We start from the raw sequence: 18,214 nt of genomic DNA, 5'->3' as shown, positions 1-18,214 counted from the left end.
GCATATCGGCCGGGAGGAACGAACTGAATGAGAGTCTGGGCAGTCGCCAATCAAAAGGGTGGTGTCGGTAAAACCACATCTTCCATCGCTTTAGCCGGGTTGCTGGCCGAGGCGGGCAAGCGCGTGGTTGTGGTCGATCTCGACCCGCACGGCTCGATGACCAGCTATTTCGGCTACGATCCCGACAGCCTGGAACACAGCAACTACGACCTGTTTCTGCACAAGGGCAGCGTGCCGCAAGGCCTGCCGGGGCAGTTGCTGTTGTCGACCAGCGATGAGCGCATTTCGCTGCTGCCGTCGAGCACCGCGCTGGCAACCCTTGAGCGTCAGTCGCCGGGACAGAGTGGCTTGGGTCTGGTAATCGCCAAGAGTCTGGCGCAGCTGTGGCAGGACTTCGATTACGCGGTGATCGACAGCCCGCCGTTGCTCGGTGTGCTGATGGTCAACGCCCTCGCGGCGAGCCAGCAATTGGTGATCCCGGTGCAGACTGAACACTTGGCCGTCAAAGGTCTGGAGCGCATGGTCAACACCCTGGCGATGATCAACCGCTCGCGCAAACAGGCGCTGCCGTTCAGCATCGTACCGACCCTGTTCGATCGCCGTACGCAGGCATCGATGCATACCTTGCGTGTGCTGCGTGACAAATTCCCGGAAGAGATCTGGCAGGGTTATATCCCGGTCGATACTCGTCTGCGCGACGCCAGCCGAGCCGGTGTCACGCCTTCGCAATTCGACGGCAAGAGCCGTGGCGTGCTGGCCTACCGCGCGCTGCTCAAGCACCTGTTGGCGCAACAACTTGTTCCGCAGGTGGCGTGAGCATGAATCGCCCGGTCAAACTCACATCGCGTCCGCAATTGGCGCTGCAGTCTTATCTGGATAATTTGCTGCAGGAAATTCCTGAGGAGCTGCCGCCGGTCATTGAGGCGCAGCCTGAAGTTGTCGAAAGCAGCGAAACGCTGGACGAGTTCCAGGCAGCGGTACTGGAAGAGCAGGCGCGTGACGCACAGAAAGCGGCCAAGCCTGCTGCTCAGGTTGTCGCGCCTGCCGTTGCACCGGTCGCCAAAGCACCCGTTACATTGATCGAAGAGGCCGAACCGGTTCGCGCGCCGGTCTCGACATTGGCACCGCTGCTGCAAACCCAATTGCTCAGAACCGCGCCGGAACCGGCGGTGGTCGAACCCGTTCCAGCCCCGGTTGCACCCGCACCCGTCGAACAGACGCTGGTTCCGCCGCTGGTCGAAGTGCACCTGCCGCCAAACAACACGCCGCCACCGGTGGAAACCGATGGTCGTCCGGCCTGGGCCTCGGAAGCGTTCGAATGCCTGCTGTTCGACGTCGCCGGCCTGACCCTCGCGGTGCCGCTGGTGTGCCTCGGCTCGATCTATTCGCTGGCCGGCCACGAGCTGACGCCGTTGTTCGGTCAGCCGGAATGGTTCCTCGGGATCCTGCCGAGCCAGGCCGGCAATCTGAAAGTGTTGGACACCGCGCGCTGGGTCATGCCGGATCGCTATCGCGATGACTTCCGTCAGGGCTTGCAGTACGTGATTTCGGTACAAGGTTACGAGTGGGGCCTGGCGGTGCATCAGGTCAGTCGCTCGTTGCGCCTGGACCCGAATGAAATCAAATGGAGAAGTCACCGGGGTCAGCGGCCATGGCTCGCCGGCACTGTGATTGAGCACATGTGTGCATTGCTTGACGTTTCCGCACTGGCCGAGTTGATCGCCAGCGGTGGGGCAAAGCACTTGGGCGGCCACAAGCCGCTACATAAACCGACATAGCAGCCGACATAACAATCAGGCGACGGCATTGTTGAATGCCGCCACACAGAACACACACCGCTCAGAGCGGTTTTTTCGAGGGGTCAGGGTATGAGTAGTCAGGCGACGAATGCAAAGGGTTCTGAAGATCCGATCCTGCAATGGGTGACCTTCAAACTGGACAACGAAACCTACGGCATCAACGTGATGCGCGTGCAGGAAGTGCTGCGCTACACCGAGATCGCTCCGGTGCCGGGCGCGCCGAGCTACGTGCTGGGCATCATCAACCTGCGCGGTAACGTGGTCACCGTGATCGACACCCGTCAGCGCTTCGGCCTGAGCACCGGTGAGATCAGCGACAACACCCGTATCGTCATCATCGAAGCCGACAAGCAAGTCGTCGGCATCATGGTCGACAGCGTGGCCGAAGTGGTTTACCTGCGTCAGTCGGAAATCGAGACGGCGCCGAACGTCGGCAACGAAGAGTCGGCCAAGTTCATCCAGGGCGTATGCAACAAGAACAACGAGTTGCTGATCCTGGTCGAGCTGGACAAGATGATGAGCGAAGAAGAATGGTCGGACCTGGAGAATATCTGATTGATTCTCGAGGTTGCGGTCATTGTCCTGTTCCTCTTCTGGGCAGGCACGTTGGCGATGTTTGTGTCGTACATCAAGGCGCAGCGCGTAATCGCTGCGCAACAGGCCGAGGGCGATGCGCTGCGTGATCAGCGCATCAAGGACCTGGCCAAGCGTGTCGACGATTACCAGAACGGCAACGTGCGCATGGGCGAAGCCCTGCACGAGCTGCGCGCGGTAGTCAGTCCGTTGCCGGACAAAATCGTTCAGCTGGAACAGCGCGACCCGTCGAGCCTGTCATTCGCCCAAGCGGCGAAACTGGTGGGGATGGGCGCAAGCGTCGATGAACTGACTCAGTCCTGCGGGTTGACCCAGGCTGAGGCCGAGTTGATGCGCAAGTTGCACAAGAACTAGAAGCAAGATCAAAAGATCGCAGCCTTCGGCAGCTCCTACATTGGAATGCGTTTTCCTGTAGGAGCTGCCGAAGGCTGCGATCTTTTGCATTAATACGAAAATACCGTTTGTCGGGACTGTCAGAACTGACAGTAGATAGCGCTTTGTTATATTCAACATACTCAAGATGAGCTTCAATTCATCGGAGTATGGGCATGAAATATTCATTGTTTTTGACGATGTTTTTTACCGTTACTGTCAATGCCATGTCTGGCCAGGCATTGATCGCCGACTTAAACGCAAAATATAATAGCAATGTCGCGCAGTGTTCGAACGGAACACCTGCGTATTTCTGTTCCGGCGTTCTCTTGCGGGGTGTGGATTACAGCACGGCCTTCAAGTTCTGGGATTATGGATCCCAGGCGACTAAACTCGGCTCTGTTGCCTTTACTTATATTCGTTCTGATATAGGTAGCACATCAGTAAACAGCCACAGAAATAGCGGCTTTATCCTCAAGGATCAGACCTCTGCATTGGCAGCAGGGAAAGCGCTGAACCTGCGATGTATTTTCCCTTTCCCAACCGAATCGCTCGATATTCGGGCGGATCACGGTTGTGGGTTTGCACCCAGAACTGCACAAAGCGACACCGATCTTGCCAATTGTGCAAAGTTATGGGGCTCTCCCGTTACTGCTGCAGCGTGGTTGAAAAACTTTCAAGAACACAGTTCGCTGCCGAAAAATCAGTGTTCGCTGAGCACGGTGGTTGCCGCACAATTCAAGGCCAGTCTTGAAGCGCACACACTTGTAGGAACGGCATGGACGAACAAACCCATGGAAGTACTGATTCAGACGTGGGATAAGAGCGAGCCAGAGTCACTGCCAATTGAAGCTGTGTTTTACAATGCATCGACGCCTGCCAAGTTGTTGGATGCTCAGAAGTTTCAGCGAGAATATTATCTGGAGACGTCGCTGTATGTGCCTATCGTAAAGCTAAATCTATCTGCGACGAATAAACAGGTTTTTAGCTTTAACCCGCTGGAGCAGGTCTACGGTGAGGCGGTGGCCGAAAGATTGAACATCAAATACGCGAACGTGACAAGCGACTGTAACGGCAAGGCGGCTTATTATTGCAGTGGTGTTTTTCTGAGAGTGACAGGCACTAAGCCAAGTTATCATGCCTGGGATCCGAGTGATAATTCCATAGCAACGGGTGGTGTGTCGTTTTCCTATGTTCGAAAGGATTTAGGTATTGAGATTCTGGTCTGGAATGAGACTCAAGGTTTTATTTTCAAGGATTCGCAGACTGCTGAGCGGTTAGGCACATATCCTATTCCGTTGCTTTGCTCTTATCCTTCGGATGGTAATACTTTCAACCGGACAACGAATGGTGGGTGTGGTCCGAACAAGGCATATATGACTAATAGCCGTTCCTGCCTGGAAGAAGGTGTAACCACATTAGAGAAATGGAAGTTGCATTACCGTTCAGTTGGAGGGTCAGGTTATTTTTCCAATAGAAATATGCATCAATGTAGTTTTGCCGCTGACCGGGATCAATTTGCCCTGAGTCTGCAAGCGCGAAATAATTTTGAAAGACCGAATGAAGAGCGACCTTACCATAACGAAGTCATGTTGAAGACTTGGCCCAGGGGGATTCCGAGACAGTTGCCAATAGCCGCATTTTTCTACCTTTATAAGCAGACCCTGGAAGTAGGGGTTGAAGGCGCAAAGTATGCCCAAAAGGATTATTTTGATATGAGCGGAGAGTTGGTTCCCGTCATACGTGTCACGCTGGTAGAGGGTGAGCCAACAGCTTTCAGTTTTCACAGGGATGAGCAGTCAGATGTTTGGAATTAGTTACTCTTGATAGAGTGAAAGATTCTCAGATAAGGAAGGTTTATATGAAATGTCTGACGTATTTTATAATGATTGCTGCGGTATGTATCGTTTTCCCTGCGAATGCCATGTCTGGCCTGGCCTTGATCACCGATTTAAATGAAAAATATAAGAGTAATGTCGCGCAGTGTTCGAACGGAACACCTGCGTATTTCTGTTCCGGCGTTCTCTTGCGGGGTGTGGATTACAGCACGGTTTTCAAGTTCTGGGATTATGGCTCCCAGGCGACTAAACTCGGCTCTGTTGCCTTTACTTATATTCGTTCTGATGTAGGTAGCACATCAGTAAACAGCCACAGGAATAGCGGCTTTATCCTCAAGGATCAGACTTCTGCATTGGCAGCAGGGAAGGCGCTGAACCTGCGATGTATTTTTCCCTTCCCAACCGAATCACTCGATATTCGGGCGGATCACGGCTGTGGGTTTGCACCCAAAACTGCACAAACCGACACCGATCTTGCCAATTGTGCAAAGTTATGGGGCTCTCCCGTTACGGCTGCAGCGTGGTTGAAAAATTTTCAGGAGCACAGTTCGCTGCCAAAAAATCAGTGTTCGCTGAGCACGGTGGTCGCCGCACAATTCAAGGCGAGTCTTGAAGCGCACACACTTGTAGGGGCGGCATGGACGATCAAACCCATGGAAGTGCTGATTCAGACGTGGGATCAGAGCAAGCCTGAAAAACTCCCCATAGACGCCGTTTACTACAATACTTGGTGGCCCTCAAAGTTGCAGGATGCGCAAAATTTTCAACGTGATTATTATCGTGCTACTTCGTTGTATGTGCCTATCGTTAAATTGAATCTTGGAGCATCAGACGGAAATGTGTTCAGTTTTTCTGCAGGTGATCAGATGTATGGTCAGATAGTCGCAGAGCAGTTGAATGCGCGGTACTCGAATGTTGCAAATGATTGTGGTGGCAAAGCGGCATTTCACTGCGCTGGCGTATTGGTCAGGACAACAGGCGCATCGGGAAAATACCATGCTTGGGATCCTAGCCCATCGTCCGAGACTTCCGGAAGTGTTTCGTTTTCATATTTGCGCGAGGATTTGGGTATTGCTCGTCTTTATAGAGGCGAAACGCAGGGTTTTGTCTTTAAGAGTCAGACAGATGTTGATAAGAGCAACGATTATCCAGTGGCTGTGTTGTGCTCATATCCGGTTGACGGTGCGATATATCCTAACCGGACTAATAAAGGTTGCGGTGCGCACAGCTATCATCCTGACTCCAGCAGATCTTGCCCGGAAGAGGGAGTTACAACCCTGGACAAGTGGGTGTCTCACTATCATCGAATGGGAGGAGACAGGCATTTGAGTCAGTGCAGTTTTAATCCAGATAAGGACCAGTTCTCTATCAGCCTGCAGGCACGTAACGCTTTCCAGGTTCCGTCCGAGCGGGTTCAGGCCAATGAAGTGGTTGTAGGCGTCTGGCCAAAAGGAAGACGAGATCTTCCAATTGAGGCATTTATTTACGTTGTTGGCCCTAGTCGTGCTGTCGGGTTGGAAGGCGCGAAATTTATGCAAAAAGATTATTACGAAACGGTGGGAAGAATAGTGCCGGTTATTCGCCTGACCTTGGGTGATGGAGCGGCCACTGTGTTCGACTATTTTATTCAGGATCAAGCCGTAGATACTTCTGGTCGTGTCCCGCCTACTCGCTGAAAAAAATCAGGATTGTATTGTGGCAGACAATGCTTTAGCTAAGTAAAGTAGTAAAGCTAACAAGTTTTTGTTAGTCGATATTGTCACCTTTGGTAATGCAGCGGTGAACAATGGTAGTGCGCAAAGGAGGGCGTGATTGCTGGTTTCGATACCACAATGACAAAGGCACAGCGTACAGTCGATCTGTACACTGAGCCTTTCTACACTGCCATCAATTTTAGAGTGTGATGCGCAGCAATCGGGAAAACATAAGGTTGTCATTAGAGCCTGAGCGGTGAACGCTGTAGTTGATCGGTACTGTTTTTCCTGCGTTCTCCGTTATCCAGGAGGCTGGAATATCAAAGGCCATTGAGGAAGTATCCTGGATTGGCTGGGTTTCAGTATCGCGTATTACCACTCCGTGCCATCTGACCCTGACGGTGTACCCGGGAGTCATGTTCAAGAACTTGACCGTGACGTTTTTTCGATCGGCAGAAAGTCTCGGTTCACTGAGGTCGAACATTTGTTGGTCGACATTTAATGTCAGCGATTTGGAGATAAGAAGCGGTTCGTTCGGTGTAGGGCGAACACTGTAATTGACGGTGGCGATTCCCCCAATGGCATCAATCACTTCAAGGCGCGGAATCTTGAAGATCAAAGGCCCTGGAGTTTCAACTGTCAGTATTTCGCTGTTATACACGTGGTTTCTGGTCACCCAGCGCGCGCGTACGGCGTGACCTTTCAACATGCCGATATAGTCTGTCTGGACTTCGACATACTTATCCCAGTAAATGTCGTTGATGTTTAAGCGGTTACCCTTGATTCCGTATGCTTTGAGCACTTTTGGCGGGACAAGGTTAAATACATTAACGGTCGCGTTCATGTTTTTTCATCCATTTAAAAAATGACTGGTTTTGGGTGTTTTCAGTGAGTGGCATTCACTGAATTACAGTTCCACTCTTAATACTTGAGAGAACTGGCTTTGCTCATCAACGCCACGTCGATTGACGCTGTAATTGATCAACACGGTTTTCCCTTGGTTTTCAGCTATCCAGTCTGGCAGGAGTGGAAAATCGGCTGTGACGCCTGTTTTCATGTCTTTCCATGCTGTCCGGCGAGTAACGACCCCGCCCAGACGCACTCGCGCCTGGTGACCATCAGCCATTGCCGGATATCGAACGGTGACTGTGGACTTGTCCTCGGTGAGTCGTGGGGGCGGCAGGACAAATGCCTGAGCATCGACAACCAGCCTTAATGGATCAGATCGATGCAGAGGACCGTTGGGGTAGGTACGAACGGTGAAGCTGACGGGAACGGTACTCCCAATGGAGTCCACGACCTCCATCCGTGGAACGGTGACATTCATTGCGCCGACAGCCGTTACCGGGATGATCGCACTATCATGGAGATATCGCGCCGATGCCCAACGGACGCGAATGGTTTGCCCGATCGCCATCCCCACATATTGCTGAACCTGGACGGTCACGAACCTGGCCTCATAGATATCGGACATTCTCAAGTGATCGCCCAGCTCACCGTAAGCCTCCAGAACCTTGGGAGGCTTGAGAATAATCGTGGTTTTGATGATCAAAAGCTTGGTGTCGGAGGTGGGGTTTCCTCCAGTACGCTTTACGCGCAGGGTAATGCTGACGGTGCTCTGGTCACTTTCATTAGCCCAACTGAGCGGAACCGGAAATGTCAGCGTTCCACTTCCCGAATAGGTTTTTTCCTCTGTTTCGCGTTCTTCCCGGCCCAACCAGTGGGTACGAACACGGTCGCCAGCGACCAGTCCGATTCCTGAAGCGACAACCTGGATATTCGTCGAGTAGGCAGGATCCAGCACGCCGCCTTGTTCGCCTGTCACGGTCGGTGCCGGTATGCGATTGACGTTCACGCTGACTTCCGTGGGGATTGCCCACTGCGCGTGAGGGTGCGGACGGTTTCCACAGCGGTCGATCACCTGGTAGGTGATCGAATGCTTGCCGTCCCCCGCGCGCTTGATCAGTTGTTCATCGAACAGGATCAGGATCGGATGGTTTTGCGGATCACTGATTTGCTCAGGCGTGACGGGATAGTAGGAAACCTGTTCTGTATCACCCCATCGCGCGATGATGCGGTCGAACACGGTGATGTTCTGATAGGGCTCGATACGCATGGCAATGCCTTGCTTTGCCATTTCACTGTCGATGCCATCCTTGATATCCGGGGTAAAGGTATAACGCAGTCCGGGATGACCGAGGGGTTCAGGATTGTCGAGTACCCCTCCTGGCAGTGTGCGCTTGATCAGAATGTTGAGCTTGAACGAATCGCTTTCGTTGCCGCTGTTGCGCCTGACGCGGTAGAACACGGGGAATGCAGGCCCATCGAGTATCTGGCTTGCCGGTACCCGAAAAAGCAGTGGGGCGTTCAATTCTTCTGGTTTATCGATCGTCTCTGTAAGAATGGCGGTGACATCGTCATCCCAAAAAAGCTTGCAGGTTTGGCCCATATCACTGTCTAGCCAGGGATCAACAATAACAACCAGGTCGGCATTCAGTGCTGCTGCGCCGATGCCACCGTGGTAGCCCTCGTCGCCGTCCATTGGGCTGATGAGCTCAGGAATGTGGGGTGCATACAGGGTTGAGGTATCATTACTCGCAGTAGGGTCTTCCGGATTCGAGGCCGAGGTCATCAGAGCGCTCCTGATCGGTATAGCGCCGAGATCGGATGATTGGCGCTGCATGATCATTTGGCAGCCACGGCAAAATCGTGCGCAACTGTCAGATCTGACAGTTGCGACGAACGGTGGCGTCTTTCTCGACTCTCGTTAAGTCACATCCTTCAGTGGCACCTGCATTGCAGTGTTTTTCCCTGCAGCAAACGCAGAAGGCTGCGATGTTTTTCTTTTAAGGCTTAATAATCATCCCCGCGTTCGGTGACGTCCTTCTCGACCATCGGCGCATTCGGATCCTGTCCCTCGGGAAATTTACCCTTCAGATTCCACGCAAACGCGATGATTTCGGCGATCGTGCGATACAGCTCCTCAGGAATGCTGTCGCCCAATTCCATCCGCGCCAACAGCCGCACCAATTCGGCATTTTCGTAAATCGGCACTTCGCAATCACGAGCAATGCGCAGGATTTCTTCGGCCAGTTCGTCATCACCTTTGGCGGTGAGGGTTGGCGCGTGGTTGCCGTCGTATTTGAGGGCAATGGCCTGGCGTGGGGCAGTGGAATCGTTCATGCGGTTTCGTCGACCCAGCGCTGTTCAAGACGGGTTTGATTGCCTTGCGGCGGGGTGCCGAGGTGGCAGTCGATGTCGCCGACGTTGAGCCCGCGATCGAGCAGGCGCTGGCGCAGGGCGAACAGGTTGTTGCCGATCAGGTCAGCGGTGTACGGCCGTTCGGCCCACAGTTGGCTGGACAGGCTGCCGGCGATCAGTTGCGCCTGAATCTGCATCGGCCCGAGTGGTTCCATGTCGAACGCCAGATCGACGCGCCACAGTTGTTGCTTGGGTTCGCGCTCGTCGCGGCGCTCGTTCGGCTGCGGTTCGCGCTCCGGCGCTTCTTCACGCTGGAACTTGACCTGCAACGGCACGATGTCCTGCAGGTTGCGCATGGGGATTTCCAGCTGCCAGGTGCTGAGCAGACGCCCATCGTCGGTAACGCCGGTCTGTTCCAGGCTCGATAGTTGATGGCTCTGCAGGCGCGAAACAGCGGCAGCGGCGAGGCGCAGCAACTGTTCCAGATCGCCTTCGCCGTCCAGGCTTTGCAGCAAGCGGTCGGGCAGCGGGAAGCTGCTTGGCAGCGGTTTGGCGCTGACCTGACCGAGCATGCCGAGCGCATTGCGGACAAAGCTCGGCAGCGCTTGCGCCAAGGTGTTGGCGGCGATGATCGCGTTGAAACTGGTACTGCTCGGCAGGCCCTGAGTCAGCTGCGCGATCAGCTTGAGCAGATCGGCTTTCATGTCCGGTGCCAGTGTCGGGTTCTGCCCGGTCAACAGTTTGGCTTCGAGGAACGCGCCGCTGTTGGCCAGGGCAAGGGCCACGCCTTTGGCGGTGCTCAGTTGTTGCACGTCCGGCAGGCTGGCGAGCAATTTGTCGACCACTGCGCGCAAATCCTGCGATGTCTGATCGGTATCGCTCGGCAGATTCTGCAAAGCATTCAGCAACCCTGTCAGGGAGGCCTGACGACTTTGCTGGCCGAGCAGTTGCTGACTGACGGCCAGTTGTTCCTGGCGGCTGCTCATCGGCAGGAACTTGAGGGTTTGAGCGTCTTCCACCAGCGCCGACAGCAAAGTGCCGATGCGCAGCGGCTGCGGGCTGTCGATGGTCAGTGTGCTGCCGCTCTGTGCGGTGTTGAGCAGGCTGACCAGCGAGCGGAACACCGCGGCTTGCCCCGGCGTCTGCGGCAGCGCCTGCGAGGTCAGCACTTTGCCTTGCAGCAGTGTGCCAACCGGCAATTGCGCGGTATCGATACGCGTCAGTGTGGCAACGCTGCTGGCGATGGCTTGTTGCACGGTAATCGCCAGGTTGCCCGCCGATGGCTGGGTGATCGCCAGGCTGGTGCCTTGGGGCAACGGCAGATTGCTGGTCGCCTGCACGGTGGTCTGGCGTCCGCCGTCGACGGTCACTTTGAGCAATAACTGAAAGGTCTGATCCGCCTGCTTGAGCGACAACACCTCGGCCTTGGCGCTTTGCCCGGCGCCGATCAGGCCTTCGACCGGGGTCAGCAGCTTGAGCAGCTCACCGACCTGCGGGCGAACGGTCGCCGGGGTCGTGGGCGGGAGCGGGAGGATGTTCATTTCGCCTGTCATACGCGGACACAACCTGAGGAAAATGCACTCTTGAGAGTAAGGCACGACATGTATAATGCCGCCCGTCTTGCGCTTCGAATAAAAAACATAGCAATTGTTTGACCCAGCTCTCTAGATCGAGCCGTCAATGCATCTATGCTGCATCTCTTTAACGGCCGCGCCAGAGCCGACTTGAACCGTATAAGGCCCGTGATCCCTTGACCAGTCCTGTCCTGCAAACCGTTGCCCTCGCGTGTGAACGTGATCTGCGGCTGCTCTTCGAAAATCTCGAATTGAGACTCGCCAGTGGCGATATGGTGCAGATCAGCGGACCCAACGGCAGCGGCAAGACCAGCCTTTTGCGCCTGCTTTCGGGACTGATGCAGCCGACCGCCGGGCAAGTCCTGCTCAATGGCCAGCCGCTGACCGAACAACGCAGCGAACTCGCACGCAACCTGCTGTGGATCGGTCACGCCGCCGGGATCAAGGATTTGCTGACCCCGGAAGAGAATCTGTCGTGGCTCTGCGCCCTGCATCATCCCGCCGAACGCGAGGCCATCTGGCAAGCGCTGGCAGCTGTAGGATTGCGCGGTTTCGAAGATGTTCCCTGCCACAGCCTGTCCGCCGGCCAACAACGTCGCGTGGCGCTGGCGCGCTTGTATCTCGACAGCCCGCCGTTGTGGATTCTCGATGAGCCGTTCACCGCACTAGACAAACAGGGCGTGGCGCAGCTCGAAGAACATCTGGCCGGGCACTGCGAACGCGGCGGTCTGGTGGTGTTGACCACGCACCACACGCTGAGCCGGATGCCGGCCGGTTATCGTGATATCGATCTGGGGAACTGGGCAGTATGAGTGTGTTTGGCCTGCTGGTTGCCCGTGAATCCCGATTGCTGTTTCGCCGCCCGGCGGAACTGGCCAATCCACTGATTTTCTTCGCCATCGTCATCGCTTTGTTCCCGCTGGCCGTCGGCCCAGAAACTCAAGTGTTGCAAAACCTGTCCCCCGGGTTAGTCTGGGTGGCGGCGCTGTTGTCGGTCCTGCTCTCGCTGGACGGGCTGTTCCGCAGTGATTTCGAAGACGGATCCCTGGAACAGTGGGTCCTTTCGTCGCACCCGCTGCCACTTCTGGTCTTGGCCAAGGTGCTGGCACACTGGCTCTTCTCCGGTCTGGCACTGGTTCTGCTCTCACCGCTGCTGGCGTTGATGCTCGGTTTGCCTGCCGCCTGTCTGCCGGTTTTGTTGCTTTCGTTGCTGTTGGGCACACCGGTACTGAGCTTGCTCGGCGCGGTGGGCGCGGCACTGACGGTCGGTTTGAAGCGTGGCGGCCTGTTGCTGGCGCTGCTGATTCTGCCGTTGTACATCCCGGTGTTGATCCTTGGCAGTGGCGCCTTGCAGGCCGCCTTGCAAGGCATGCCGGCGACCGGGTATCTGCTGTGGCTGGGTAGCCTGACCGCCCTGGCGATCACCCTGACACCTTTTGCAATAGCGGCTGGCCTGAAGATCAGCGTCGGCGAATAATGAGGTCTGGTTAAAATTTAACCAGCAAAGACCCTGAGACTGCTCACACCGATGAGCGGCACCCGTGATGGAAACAGTATGAACTGGACCTGGTTTCACAAGCTCGGCTCGCCCAAGTGGTTCTACGGCATCAGCAGCAAGTTCTTGCCGTGGCTGAGCATCGCAGCGTTGCTGCTGATCGGCGTCGGCGTCGTTTGGGGCCTGGCCTTCGCGCCGCCGGATTATCAGCAAGGCAACAGCTTTCGCATCATCTACATCCACGTGCCTGCCGCGATGCTCGCTCAGTCGATCTACGTGATGCTGGCGGTGTGTGGTGTGGTCGGGCTGGTGTGGAAGATGAAATTGGCCGATGTCGCCCTGCAATGCGCCGCACCGATCGGCGCGTGGATGACCGCCGTGGCGCTGGTCACCGGGGCGATCTGGGGCAAACCGACCTGGGGTTCGTGGTGGGTCTGGGACGCGCGCCTGACCTCGATGCTGATTCTGCTGTTCCTGTATTTCGGCGTGATCGCGCTGGGCAATGCCATCAGCAACCGCGACAGCGCCGCCAAGGCCTGCGCCGTGCTGGCCATCGTCGGCGTGATCAACATCCCGATCATCAAATACTCGGTGGAGTGGTGGAACACCCTGCACCAGGGCGCGACCTTCACCCTCACCGAAAAACCGGCGATGCCGGCGGAAATGTGGCTGCCACTGCTGCTGACGGTGCTGGGTTTCTACTGCTTCTTCGGCGCCGTGCTGTTGCTGCGCATGCGCCTTGAAGTGCTCAAGCGCGAAGCCCGCGCCAGTTGGGTGAAAGAAGAAGTGCAGCACAGTCTGGAGGCCGCTCGATGAGTTTTGCTTCATTCGGCGACTTCCTCGCCATGGGCCATCATGGCCTGTATGTCTGGTCGGCCTACGGCATCTGTCTGGCGGTGCTGATCCTCAACGTGGTGGCGCCGATTGCGGCCCGCAAGCGCTATCTGCAACAAGAGGCGCGTCGTCTGCGCCGGGAGAACGGCAAGTGAATCCGCTGCGCAAGAAACGTCTGATCATCATTCTGGCCATCCTGGTCGGGGTCGGCGCTGCCGTCGGCCTGGCCCTCAGCGCCCTGCAGCAGAACATCAATCTGTTCTACACGCCGACCCAGATCGCCAACGGCGAAGCGCCGCAAGACACGCGTATCCGCGCCGGCGGGATGGTCGAGAAGGGCTCGCTGCAACGTTCGCCGGACTCGCTGGACGTCAAATTTGTTGTCACCGATTTCAACAAGTCCGTGACCATCGCCTATCGCGGCATCCTCCCGGATCTGTTCCGCGAAGGGCAGGGCATCGTCGCCCTCGGCAAGATCAACGCCGACGGCGTGGTGGTGGCCGATGAAGTGCTGGCCAAGCACGACGAGAAGTACATGCCGCCGGAAGTGACCAAAGCCTTGAAAGACAGTGGTCAATCGGCACCAACGCCTGCGAAGGAGGGTTGATCGATGACCTCGGCAATTTTTATTCCTGAGCTCGGCCATCTGGCGATGATTCTGGCCCTGTGTTTTGCGCTGGTGCAGGCCGTGGTGCCATTGGTCGGTGCCTGGCGCGGCGACCGTTTCTGGATGAGCCTGGCCCAGCCAGCCGCGTGGGGGCAGTTTGCCTTTCTGCTGTTCGCGTTCGGCATTCTGACCTACGCGTTCATGACCGATGACTTCTCCGTCGCCTACGTGGCAAACAACTCCAATACCGCGTTGCCGTGGTATTACAAATTTAGCGCCGTGTGGGGCGCCCACGAAGGTTCGTTGCTGTTGTGGGCGTTGATCCTCGGCGGCTGGACCTTCGCGGTGTCGGTGTTCTCGCGGCAGTTGCCGCAAGTCATGCTCGCTCGTGTACTGGCGGTGATGGGCATGATCAGCACCGGTTTCCTGCTGTTTCTGATCCTCACGTCCAACCCGTTCAAACGCATCCTGCCGCAAATGCCCAGCAATGGCGCCGACTTGAATCCGTTGTTGCAAGACATCGGCCTGATCGTTCACCCGCCAATGTTGTACATGGGCTACGTCGGCTTTTCGGTGGCGTTCGCCTTCGCCATCGCCGCGTTGATGGGCGGTCGCCTTGATGCCGCGTGGGCACGTTGGTCGCGCCCGTGGACCATCGTCGCCTGGGCCTTCCTCGGCATCGGCATCACCCTCGGTTCGTGGTGGGCGTATTACGAACTCGGCTGGGGTGGCTGGTGGTTCTGGGATCCGGTGGAAAACGCCTCCTTCATGCCTTGGCTGGTCGGCACCGCGCTGATTCACTCGCTGGCGGTTACGGAAAAACGTGGCGTGTTCAAGAGCTGGACGGTGTTGTTGGCGATTGCCGCGTTCTCGCTGAGCCTGCTCGGGACGTTCCTTGTGCGTTCCGGCGTGCTGACCTCGGTACACGCGTTTGCTTCCGATCCGGAGCGCGGCGTGTTCATCCTGATCTTCCTGTTGTTCGTGGTCGGCGGCTCGCTGACGCTGTTCGCCCTGCGTGCTCCAGTGGTGAAGAGTCAGGTCGGTTTCAACCTGTGGTCGCGGGAAACCCTGCTGCTGGGCAACAACCTGGTGCTGGTCGTCGCCGCGTCGATGATCCTGCTCGGCACGCTGTACCCGCTGATTCTCGATGCCCTGAGCGGCGCCAAGATGTCGGTTGGCCCGCCGTACTTCAACGCGCTGTTCATCCCATTGATGGGATTGCTGATGGTGGTAATGGCGATCGGGGTGATCGTGCGCTGGAAAGACACGCCGGTGAAATGGCTGGCCGGCATGCTGACCCCGGTATTGCTCGGCAGCGTCGCGCTGGCCGTGGTGGCTGGTGTCGCTTACGGCGATTTCAACTGGGCAGTGATCGCGACCTTCCTGCTCGCCGCGTGGGTGTTGCTCGCCGGTGCGCGCGACATCGTCGACAAGACTCGCCACAAGGGCTTGATCAAAGGCCTGCCAACCCTGACCCGCAGCTATTGGGGCATGCAGATCGCCCACCTCGGCATCGCTGTGTGTGCGTTGGGCGTGGTGTTGTCGAGCCAGAACAGTGCCGAACGCGACCTGCGTCTGGCGCCGGGCGAGTCGATGGACCTGGCCGGTTATCACTTTATTTTCGAAGGCGCCAAGCACTTCGAAGGGCCGAACTTCACCTCGGACAAAGGCACCATTCGCGTGATCCGCGACGGCAAGGAAATCAGCGTACTGCACCCGGAAAAACGTCTGTACACCGTGCAAAGTTCGATGATGACCGAAGCCGGCATCGATGCCGGTTTCACCCGTGACCTTTACGTTGCCCTCGGTGAACCGCTGGAAAATGGCGCGTGGGCGGTGCGGGTGCACGTCAAACCGTTCGTGCGCTGGATCTGGTTCGGCGGGCTGCTCACCGGCTTCGGTGGTTTGCTGGCGGCGCTGGATCGACGTTATCGGGTCAAGGTGAAAGCCAAGGTGCGTGAAGCCCTGGGCATGACGGGAGCGGCTGCATGAGACGTTGGTTGATGCTGGTGCCACTGGCGATTTTCCTGCTGGTGGCGGTGTTTCTTTATCGCGGTCTGTACCTCGATCCGGCGGAGCTGCCGTCGGCGATGATCAACAAGCCGTTCCCGGAGTTTTCCCTGCCCAACGTGCAGGGCGACAAGAGCCTGACCAAGGCTGACATCCTCGGCAAACCGGCGCTGGTCAACGTCTGGGGCACCTGGTGCATTTCCTGCCGGGTCGAGCATCCGGTGCTGAACAAACTCGCCGAGCGCGGCGTGGTGATTTACGGCATCAACTACAAGGACACCAACGCCGATGCCTTGAAGTGGCTCGCCGAATTCCACAATCCGTATGTGCTGGATATCCGCGACGACGAAGGCTCGCTGGGCCTGAACCTCGGTGTCTACGGCGCGCCGGAAACCTTCTTCATCGACGCCAAGGGCATCATCCGCGACAAGTACGTCGGCGTGATCGATGAGCAGGTCTGGCGCGAAAAACTCGCCGCGAAATATCAGGCGCTGGTCGATGAGGCCAAGCCATGAAGCGTTTTTTAGCCGCTGCCGTGTTGGGCTTGAGTCTGACCGGTGTCGCCCATGCCGCCATCGATACTTACGAGTTCGCCAAAGAAGGTGATCGCGAGCGTTTCCGTGAACTGACCAAGGAACTGCGCTGCCCCAAGTGCCAGAACCAGGACATCGCCGACTCCAACGCACCGATTGCCGCTGACCTGCGCAAAGAGATTTTCCGCATGCTCGGCGAGGGCAAGGACAACCAGCAGATCATCGATTTCATGGTTGATCGCTACGGTGATTTCGTCCGCTACAAACCGGCGCTCAATGCCAAGACCGCACTGCTGTGGTTCGGCCCGGCCGGTCTGCTGCTCGGTGGTTTGGTGGTGATCGCGGTGATCGTCCGCCGTCGTCGCGGCCAGCGCGCCGAAACTCCGCAATCGCTTAGCGCCGATGAGCGTCAGCGCCTCGACCAACTGTTGGATAAAAACCAAGAATGATTGATTTCTGGCTTGCCGCAGGGCTGTTGCTTCTGGTCGCCCTGAGTTTTCTGCTGATCCCGGTGTTACGTGAACGTCGCGCCCAGCGTGAAGAGGATCGGACGGCCCTGAACGTCGCGTTGTATCAGGAGCGTGTCGCCGAGTTGCAATCGCAACAGGCTGAAGGCGTGCTCGACGCGGCGCAAATGGACAGCGGTCGTGCCGAGGCTGCACGTGAGTTGCTGGCCGATACCGAAGGTGTTGCCGCGCCGCGTATCTCAAAACTGGGTAAGCCGTTGCCGTTGCTGGCGGCGGTGTTGGTGCCGGTGTTGGGTCTGGGCCTGTATATGCACTTCGGTGCTGCCGACAAGGTCGAACTGACCCGAGAATTCGCCCAGGCGCCGCAGTCGATGGAAGAGATGACCCAGCGTCTGGAGCGTGCTGTTGCGGCGCAACCGGATTCTGCCGAAGGCCTGTATTTCCTCGGTCGTACCTACATGGCGCAAGAGCGCCCGGCGGACGCGGCGAAGATGTTTGAGCGCGCTGCCAATCTGGCCGGTCGTCAACCGGAACTGCTCGGTCAGTGGGCGCAGGCGCAGTACTTTGCGGATGGCAAGAAATGGTCGGCGAAGATACAGGCGCTGACCGACGAAGCGCTGAAGGCTGATCCGAAAGAAGTTACCAGCCTCGGTCTGCTCGGTATCGCCGCGTTCGAAGGCGAGCGTTATCAGGAAGCGATCGACTTCTGGACCCGCTTGCTGGCGCAATTGCCGCCGGAGGACAATTCCCGCGCCGCGCTGCAAGGCGGGATCAAACGCGCCGCCGAGCGTCTGGAGGCCAGTGGTGGCAAGGTTGCTCAGGCACCGGTAGCTGCGAAAGCCGCGCTGTTGAAAGTCAGCGTCGATCTGGCCAGCGAACTCAGAAGCAAAGTGCAACCGGGTGACAGCGTGTTCATTTTCGCCCGCGCCACCTCCGGTCCACCGGCACCGCTGGCGGCCAAACGCCTGACCGTGGCCGATCTGCCGGTGACCGTCGAACTGGGCGATGCTGACGCAATGATGCCGCAGTTGAAACTGTCGAACTTCCCTGAAGTCCAACTGGTTGCGCGCATCTCCCGTGCCGGCCAGCCGACTGCCGGCGAATGGGTCGGTCGCAGCGGCCCTCTGGCCAGCAGCACCACTGCGCTACAAAAACTGACCATCGACAGCCCGGACAAATAGCCGGACACAACAGGA

Annotated in this window: 19 protein-coding genes; 15 read left to right on the top strand and 4 right to left on the bottom strand. The window is 57.1% G+C overall.

The window, feature by feature from the left end; translation table 11 throughout:
• The first annotated feature begins 27 nt into the window (after window positions 1–27).
• From GTU76_RS09850 to GTU76_RS09825, 6 genes are all read left to right on the top strand, one after another.
• Window positions 28–816, top strand: coding sequence for a ParA family protein (locus GTU76_RS09850; RefSeq protein WP_007919990.1), 789 nt, complete (start codon window positions 28–30; stop codon window positions 814–816).
• 2 nt (window positions 817–818) lie between these two features.
• Window positions 819–1,778: a CheW domain-containing protein gene (locus tag GTU76_RS09845; RefSeq protein WP_180698523.1), complete on the top strand. Its 960-nt coding sequence runs from the start codon at window positions 819–821 to the stop codon at window positions 1,776–1,778.
• Window positions 1,779–1,868: 90 nt separating this feature from the next.
• Window positions 1,869–2,354 carry a chemotaxis protein CheW gene (locus GTU76_RS09840; protein WP_038363882.1) on the top strand — a complete coding sequence of 162 codons (486 nt, stop codon included), beginning with the start codon at window positions 1,869–1,871 and terminating at the stop codon, window positions 2,352–2,354.
• Window positions 2,355–2,747, top strand: coding sequence for a DUF2802 domain-containing protein (locus tag GTU76_RS09835; RefSeq protein ID WP_180698522.1), 393 nt, complete (start codon window positions 2,355–2,357; stop codon window positions 2,745–2,747).
• A gap of 194 nt (window positions 2,748–2,941) precedes the next feature.
• Window positions 2,942–4,582 (top strand): hypothetical protein, encoded by a 1,641-nt coding sequence (locus GTU76_RS09830; RefSeq protein WP_180698521.1) that lies wholly within the window; start codon window positions 2,942–2,944, stop codon window positions 4,580–4,582.
• Between the two features lie 44 nt (window positions 4,583–4,626).
• On the top strand, window positions 4,627–6,279 hold the full coding sequence (locus tag GTU76_RS09825; RefSeq protein ID WP_180698520.1) for a hypothetical protein: 1,653 nt from the start codon (window positions 4,627–4,629) through the stop codon (window positions 6,277–6,279).
• 217 nt (window positions 6,280–6,496) lie between these two features.
• On the opposite strand, the gene GTU76_RS09820 is transcribed toward GTU76_RS09825, so the two are convergent.
• The 4 genes from GTU76_RS09820 to fliK form a co-directional block, all read right to left on the bottom strand.
• Window positions 6,497–7,141, bottom strand: a complete 645-nt coding sequence (locus GTU76_RS09820; RefSeq protein ID WP_180698519.1) for a hypothetical protein — start codon at window positions 7,139–7,141, stop codon at window positions 6,497–6,499.
• 63 nt (window positions 7,142–7,204) lie between these two features.
• A complete protein-coding gene (locus tag GTU76_RS09815; protein WP_180698518.1) occupies window positions 7,205–8,929 on the bottom strand; it encodes a hypothetical protein in 1,725 nt (574 codons plus the stop codon).
• A 221-nt stretch (window positions 8,930–9,150) separates the two neighbouring features.
• Window positions 9,151–9,480 (bottom strand): EscU/YscU/HrcU family type III secretion system export apparatus switch protein, encoded by a 330-nt coding sequence (locus tag GTU76_RS09810; protein ID WP_095050198.1) that lies wholly within the window; start codon window positions 9,478–9,480, stop codon window positions 9,151–9,153.
• On the bottom strand, window positions 9,477–11,051 hold the full coding sequence (gene fliK / locus GTU76_RS09805) for a flagellar hook-length control protein FliK (protein ID WP_180698517.1): 1,575 nt from the start codon (window positions 11,049–11,051) through the stop codon (window positions 9,477–9,479). The genes GTU76_RS09810 and fliK overlap by 4 nt, the downstream gene beginning before the upstream one ends.
• A 197-nt stretch (window positions 11,052–11,248) precedes the next feature.
• Here fliK and ccmA point away from each other — a divergent pair, with 197 nt between their 5' ends.
• From ccmA to ccmI, 9 genes are all read left to right on the top strand, one after another.
• The gene (gene ccmA / locus GTU76_RS09800) at window positions 11,249–11,884 is read left to right on the top strand and encodes a cytochrome c biogenesis heme-transporting ATPase CcmA (RefSeq protein ID WP_016987486.1); all 636 of its coding nucleotides are present in this window, start codon (window positions 11,249–11,251) and stop codon (window positions 11,882–11,884) included.
• Window positions 11,881–12,549, top strand: coding sequence for a heme exporter protein CcmB (gene ccmB, locus GTU76_RS09795; RefSeq protein WP_007919970.1), 669 nt, complete (start codon window positions 11,881–11,883; stop codon window positions 12,547–12,549). The genes ccmA and ccmB overlap by 4 nt, the downstream gene beginning before the upstream one ends.
• A gap of 78 nt (window positions 12,550–12,627) precedes the next feature.
• Entirely contained in the window at window positions 12,628–13,383 is a 756-nt protein-coding gene (locus GTU76_RS09790) for a heme ABC transporter permease (RefSeq protein WP_016987487.1), read from the top strand.
• The gene (gene ccmD, locus GTU76_RS09785) at window positions 13,380–13,556 is read left to right on the top strand and encodes a heme exporter protein CcmD (RefSeq protein WP_003222944.1); all 177 of its coding nucleotides are present in this window, start codon (window positions 13,380–13,382) and stop codon (window positions 13,554–13,556) included. Before GTU76_RS09790 ends, ccmD begins: the two co-directional genes overlap by 4 nt.
• Window positions 13,553–14,008: a cytochrome c maturation protein CcmE gene (ccmE, locus tag GTU76_RS09780; protein ID WP_016987488.1), complete on the top strand. Its 456-nt coding sequence runs from the start codon at window positions 13,553–13,555 to the stop codon at window positions 14,006–14,008. The genes ccmD and ccmE overlap by 4 nt, the downstream gene beginning before the upstream one ends.
• 3 nt (window positions 14,009–14,011) lie before the next feature.
• Window positions 14,012–16,000: a heme lyase CcmF/NrfE family subunit gene (locus GTU76_RS09775; RefSeq protein WP_180698516.1), complete on the top strand. Its 1,989-nt coding sequence runs from the start codon at window positions 14,012–14,014 to the stop codon at window positions 15,998–16,000.
• Entirely contained in the window at window positions 15,997–16,533 is a 537-nt protein-coding gene (locus GTU76_RS09770) for a DsbE family thiol:disulfide interchange protein (protein WP_016987490.1), read from the top strand. Before GTU76_RS09775 ends, GTU76_RS09770 begins: the two co-directional genes overlap by 4 nt.
• On the top strand, window positions 16,530–17,000 hold the full coding sequence (locus tag GTU76_RS09765; protein ID WP_016987491.1) for a cytochrome c-type biogenesis protein: 471 nt from the start codon (window positions 16,530–16,532) through the stop codon (window positions 16,998–17,000). Before GTU76_RS09770 ends, GTU76_RS09765 begins: the two co-directional genes overlap by 4 nt.
• Complete coding sequence (ccmI, locus tag GTU76_RS09760; protein WP_180698515.1) at window positions 16,997–18,199, top strand: c-type cytochrome biogenesis protein CcmI; 1,203 nt, start codon at window positions 16,997–16,999, stop codon at window positions 18,197–18,199. The genes GTU76_RS09765 and ccmI overlap by 4 nt, the downstream gene beginning before the upstream one ends.
• Window positions 18,200–18,214: the final 15 nt, after the last annotated feature.

The organism is Pseudomonas crudilactis (genome assembly GCF_013433315.1).
Lineage (GTDB): Bacteria > Pseudomonadota > Gammaproteobacteria > Pseudomonadales > Pseudomonadaceae > Aquipseudomonas > Aquipseudomonas crudilactis.
This window is presented reverse-complemented; position numbering and strand designations above follow the sequence as displayed.

Bases quoted from the DNA above. Each gene is read 5' to 3' on its own strand.
- GTU76_RS09850 (WP_007919990.1), top strand. From the start codon at position 28: ATGAGAGTCTGGGCAGTCGCCAATCAAAAGGGTGGTGTCGGTAAAACC.
- GTU76_RS09845 (WP_180698523.1), top strand. From the start codon at position 819: ATGAATCGCCCGGTCAAACTCACATCGCGTCCGCAATTGGCGCTGCAG.
- GTU76_RS09840 (WP_038363882.1), top strand. From the start codon at position 1,869: ATGAGTAGTCAGGCGACGAATGCAAAGGGTTCTGAAGATCCGATCCTG.
- GTU76_RS09830 (WP_180698521.1), top strand. From the start codon at position 2,942: ATGAAATATTCATTGTTTTTGACGATGTTTTTTACCGTTACTGTCAAT.
- GTU76_RS09825 (WP_180698520.1), top strand. From the start codon at position 4,627: ATGAAATGTCTGACGTATTTTATAATGATTGCTGCGGTATGTATCGTT.
- GTU76_RS09820 (WP_180698519.1), bottom strand. From the start codon at position 7,141: ATGAACGCGACCGTTAATGTATTTAACCTTGTCCCGCCAAAAGTGCTC.
- GTU76_RS09815 (WP_180698518.1), bottom strand. From the start codon at position 8,929: ATGACCTCGGCCTCGAATCCGGAAGACCCTACTGCGAGTAATGATACC.
- GTU76_RS09810 (WP_095050198.1), bottom strand. From the start codon at position 9,480: ATGAACGATTCCACTGCCCCACGCCAGGCCATTGCCCTCAAATACGAC.
- fliK (WP_180698517.1), bottom strand. From the start codon at position 11,051: ATGACAGGCGAAATGAACATCCTCCCGCTCCCGCCCACGACCCCGGCG.
- ccmB (WP_007919970.1), top strand. From the start codon at position 11,881: ATGAGTGTGTTTGGCCTGCTGGTTGCCCGTGAATCCCGATTGCTGTTT.
- GTU76_RS09790 (WP_016987487.1), top strand. From the start codon at position 12,628: ATGAACTGGACCTGGTTTCACAAGCTCGGCTCGCCCAAGTGGTTCTAC.
- ccmD (WP_003222944.1), top strand. From the start codon at position 13,380: ATGAGTTTTGCTTCATTCGGCGACTTCCTCGCCATGGGCCATCATGGC.
- GTU76_RS09775 (WP_180698516.1), top strand. From the start codon at position 14,012: ATGACCTCGGCAATTTTTATTCCTGAGCTCGGCCATCTGGCGATGATT.
- GTU76_RS09770 (WP_016987490.1), top strand. From the start codon at position 15,997: ATGAGACGTTGGTTGATGCTGGTGCCACTGGCGATTTTCCTGCTGGTG.
- GTU76_RS09765 (WP_016987491.1), top strand. From the start codon at position 16,530: ATGAAGCGTTTTTTAGCCGCTGCCGTGTTGGGCTTGAGTCTGACCGGT.
- ccmI (WP_180698515.1), top strand. From the start codon at position 16,997: ATGATTGATTTCTGGCTTGCCGCAGGGCTGTTGCTTCTGGTCGCCCTG.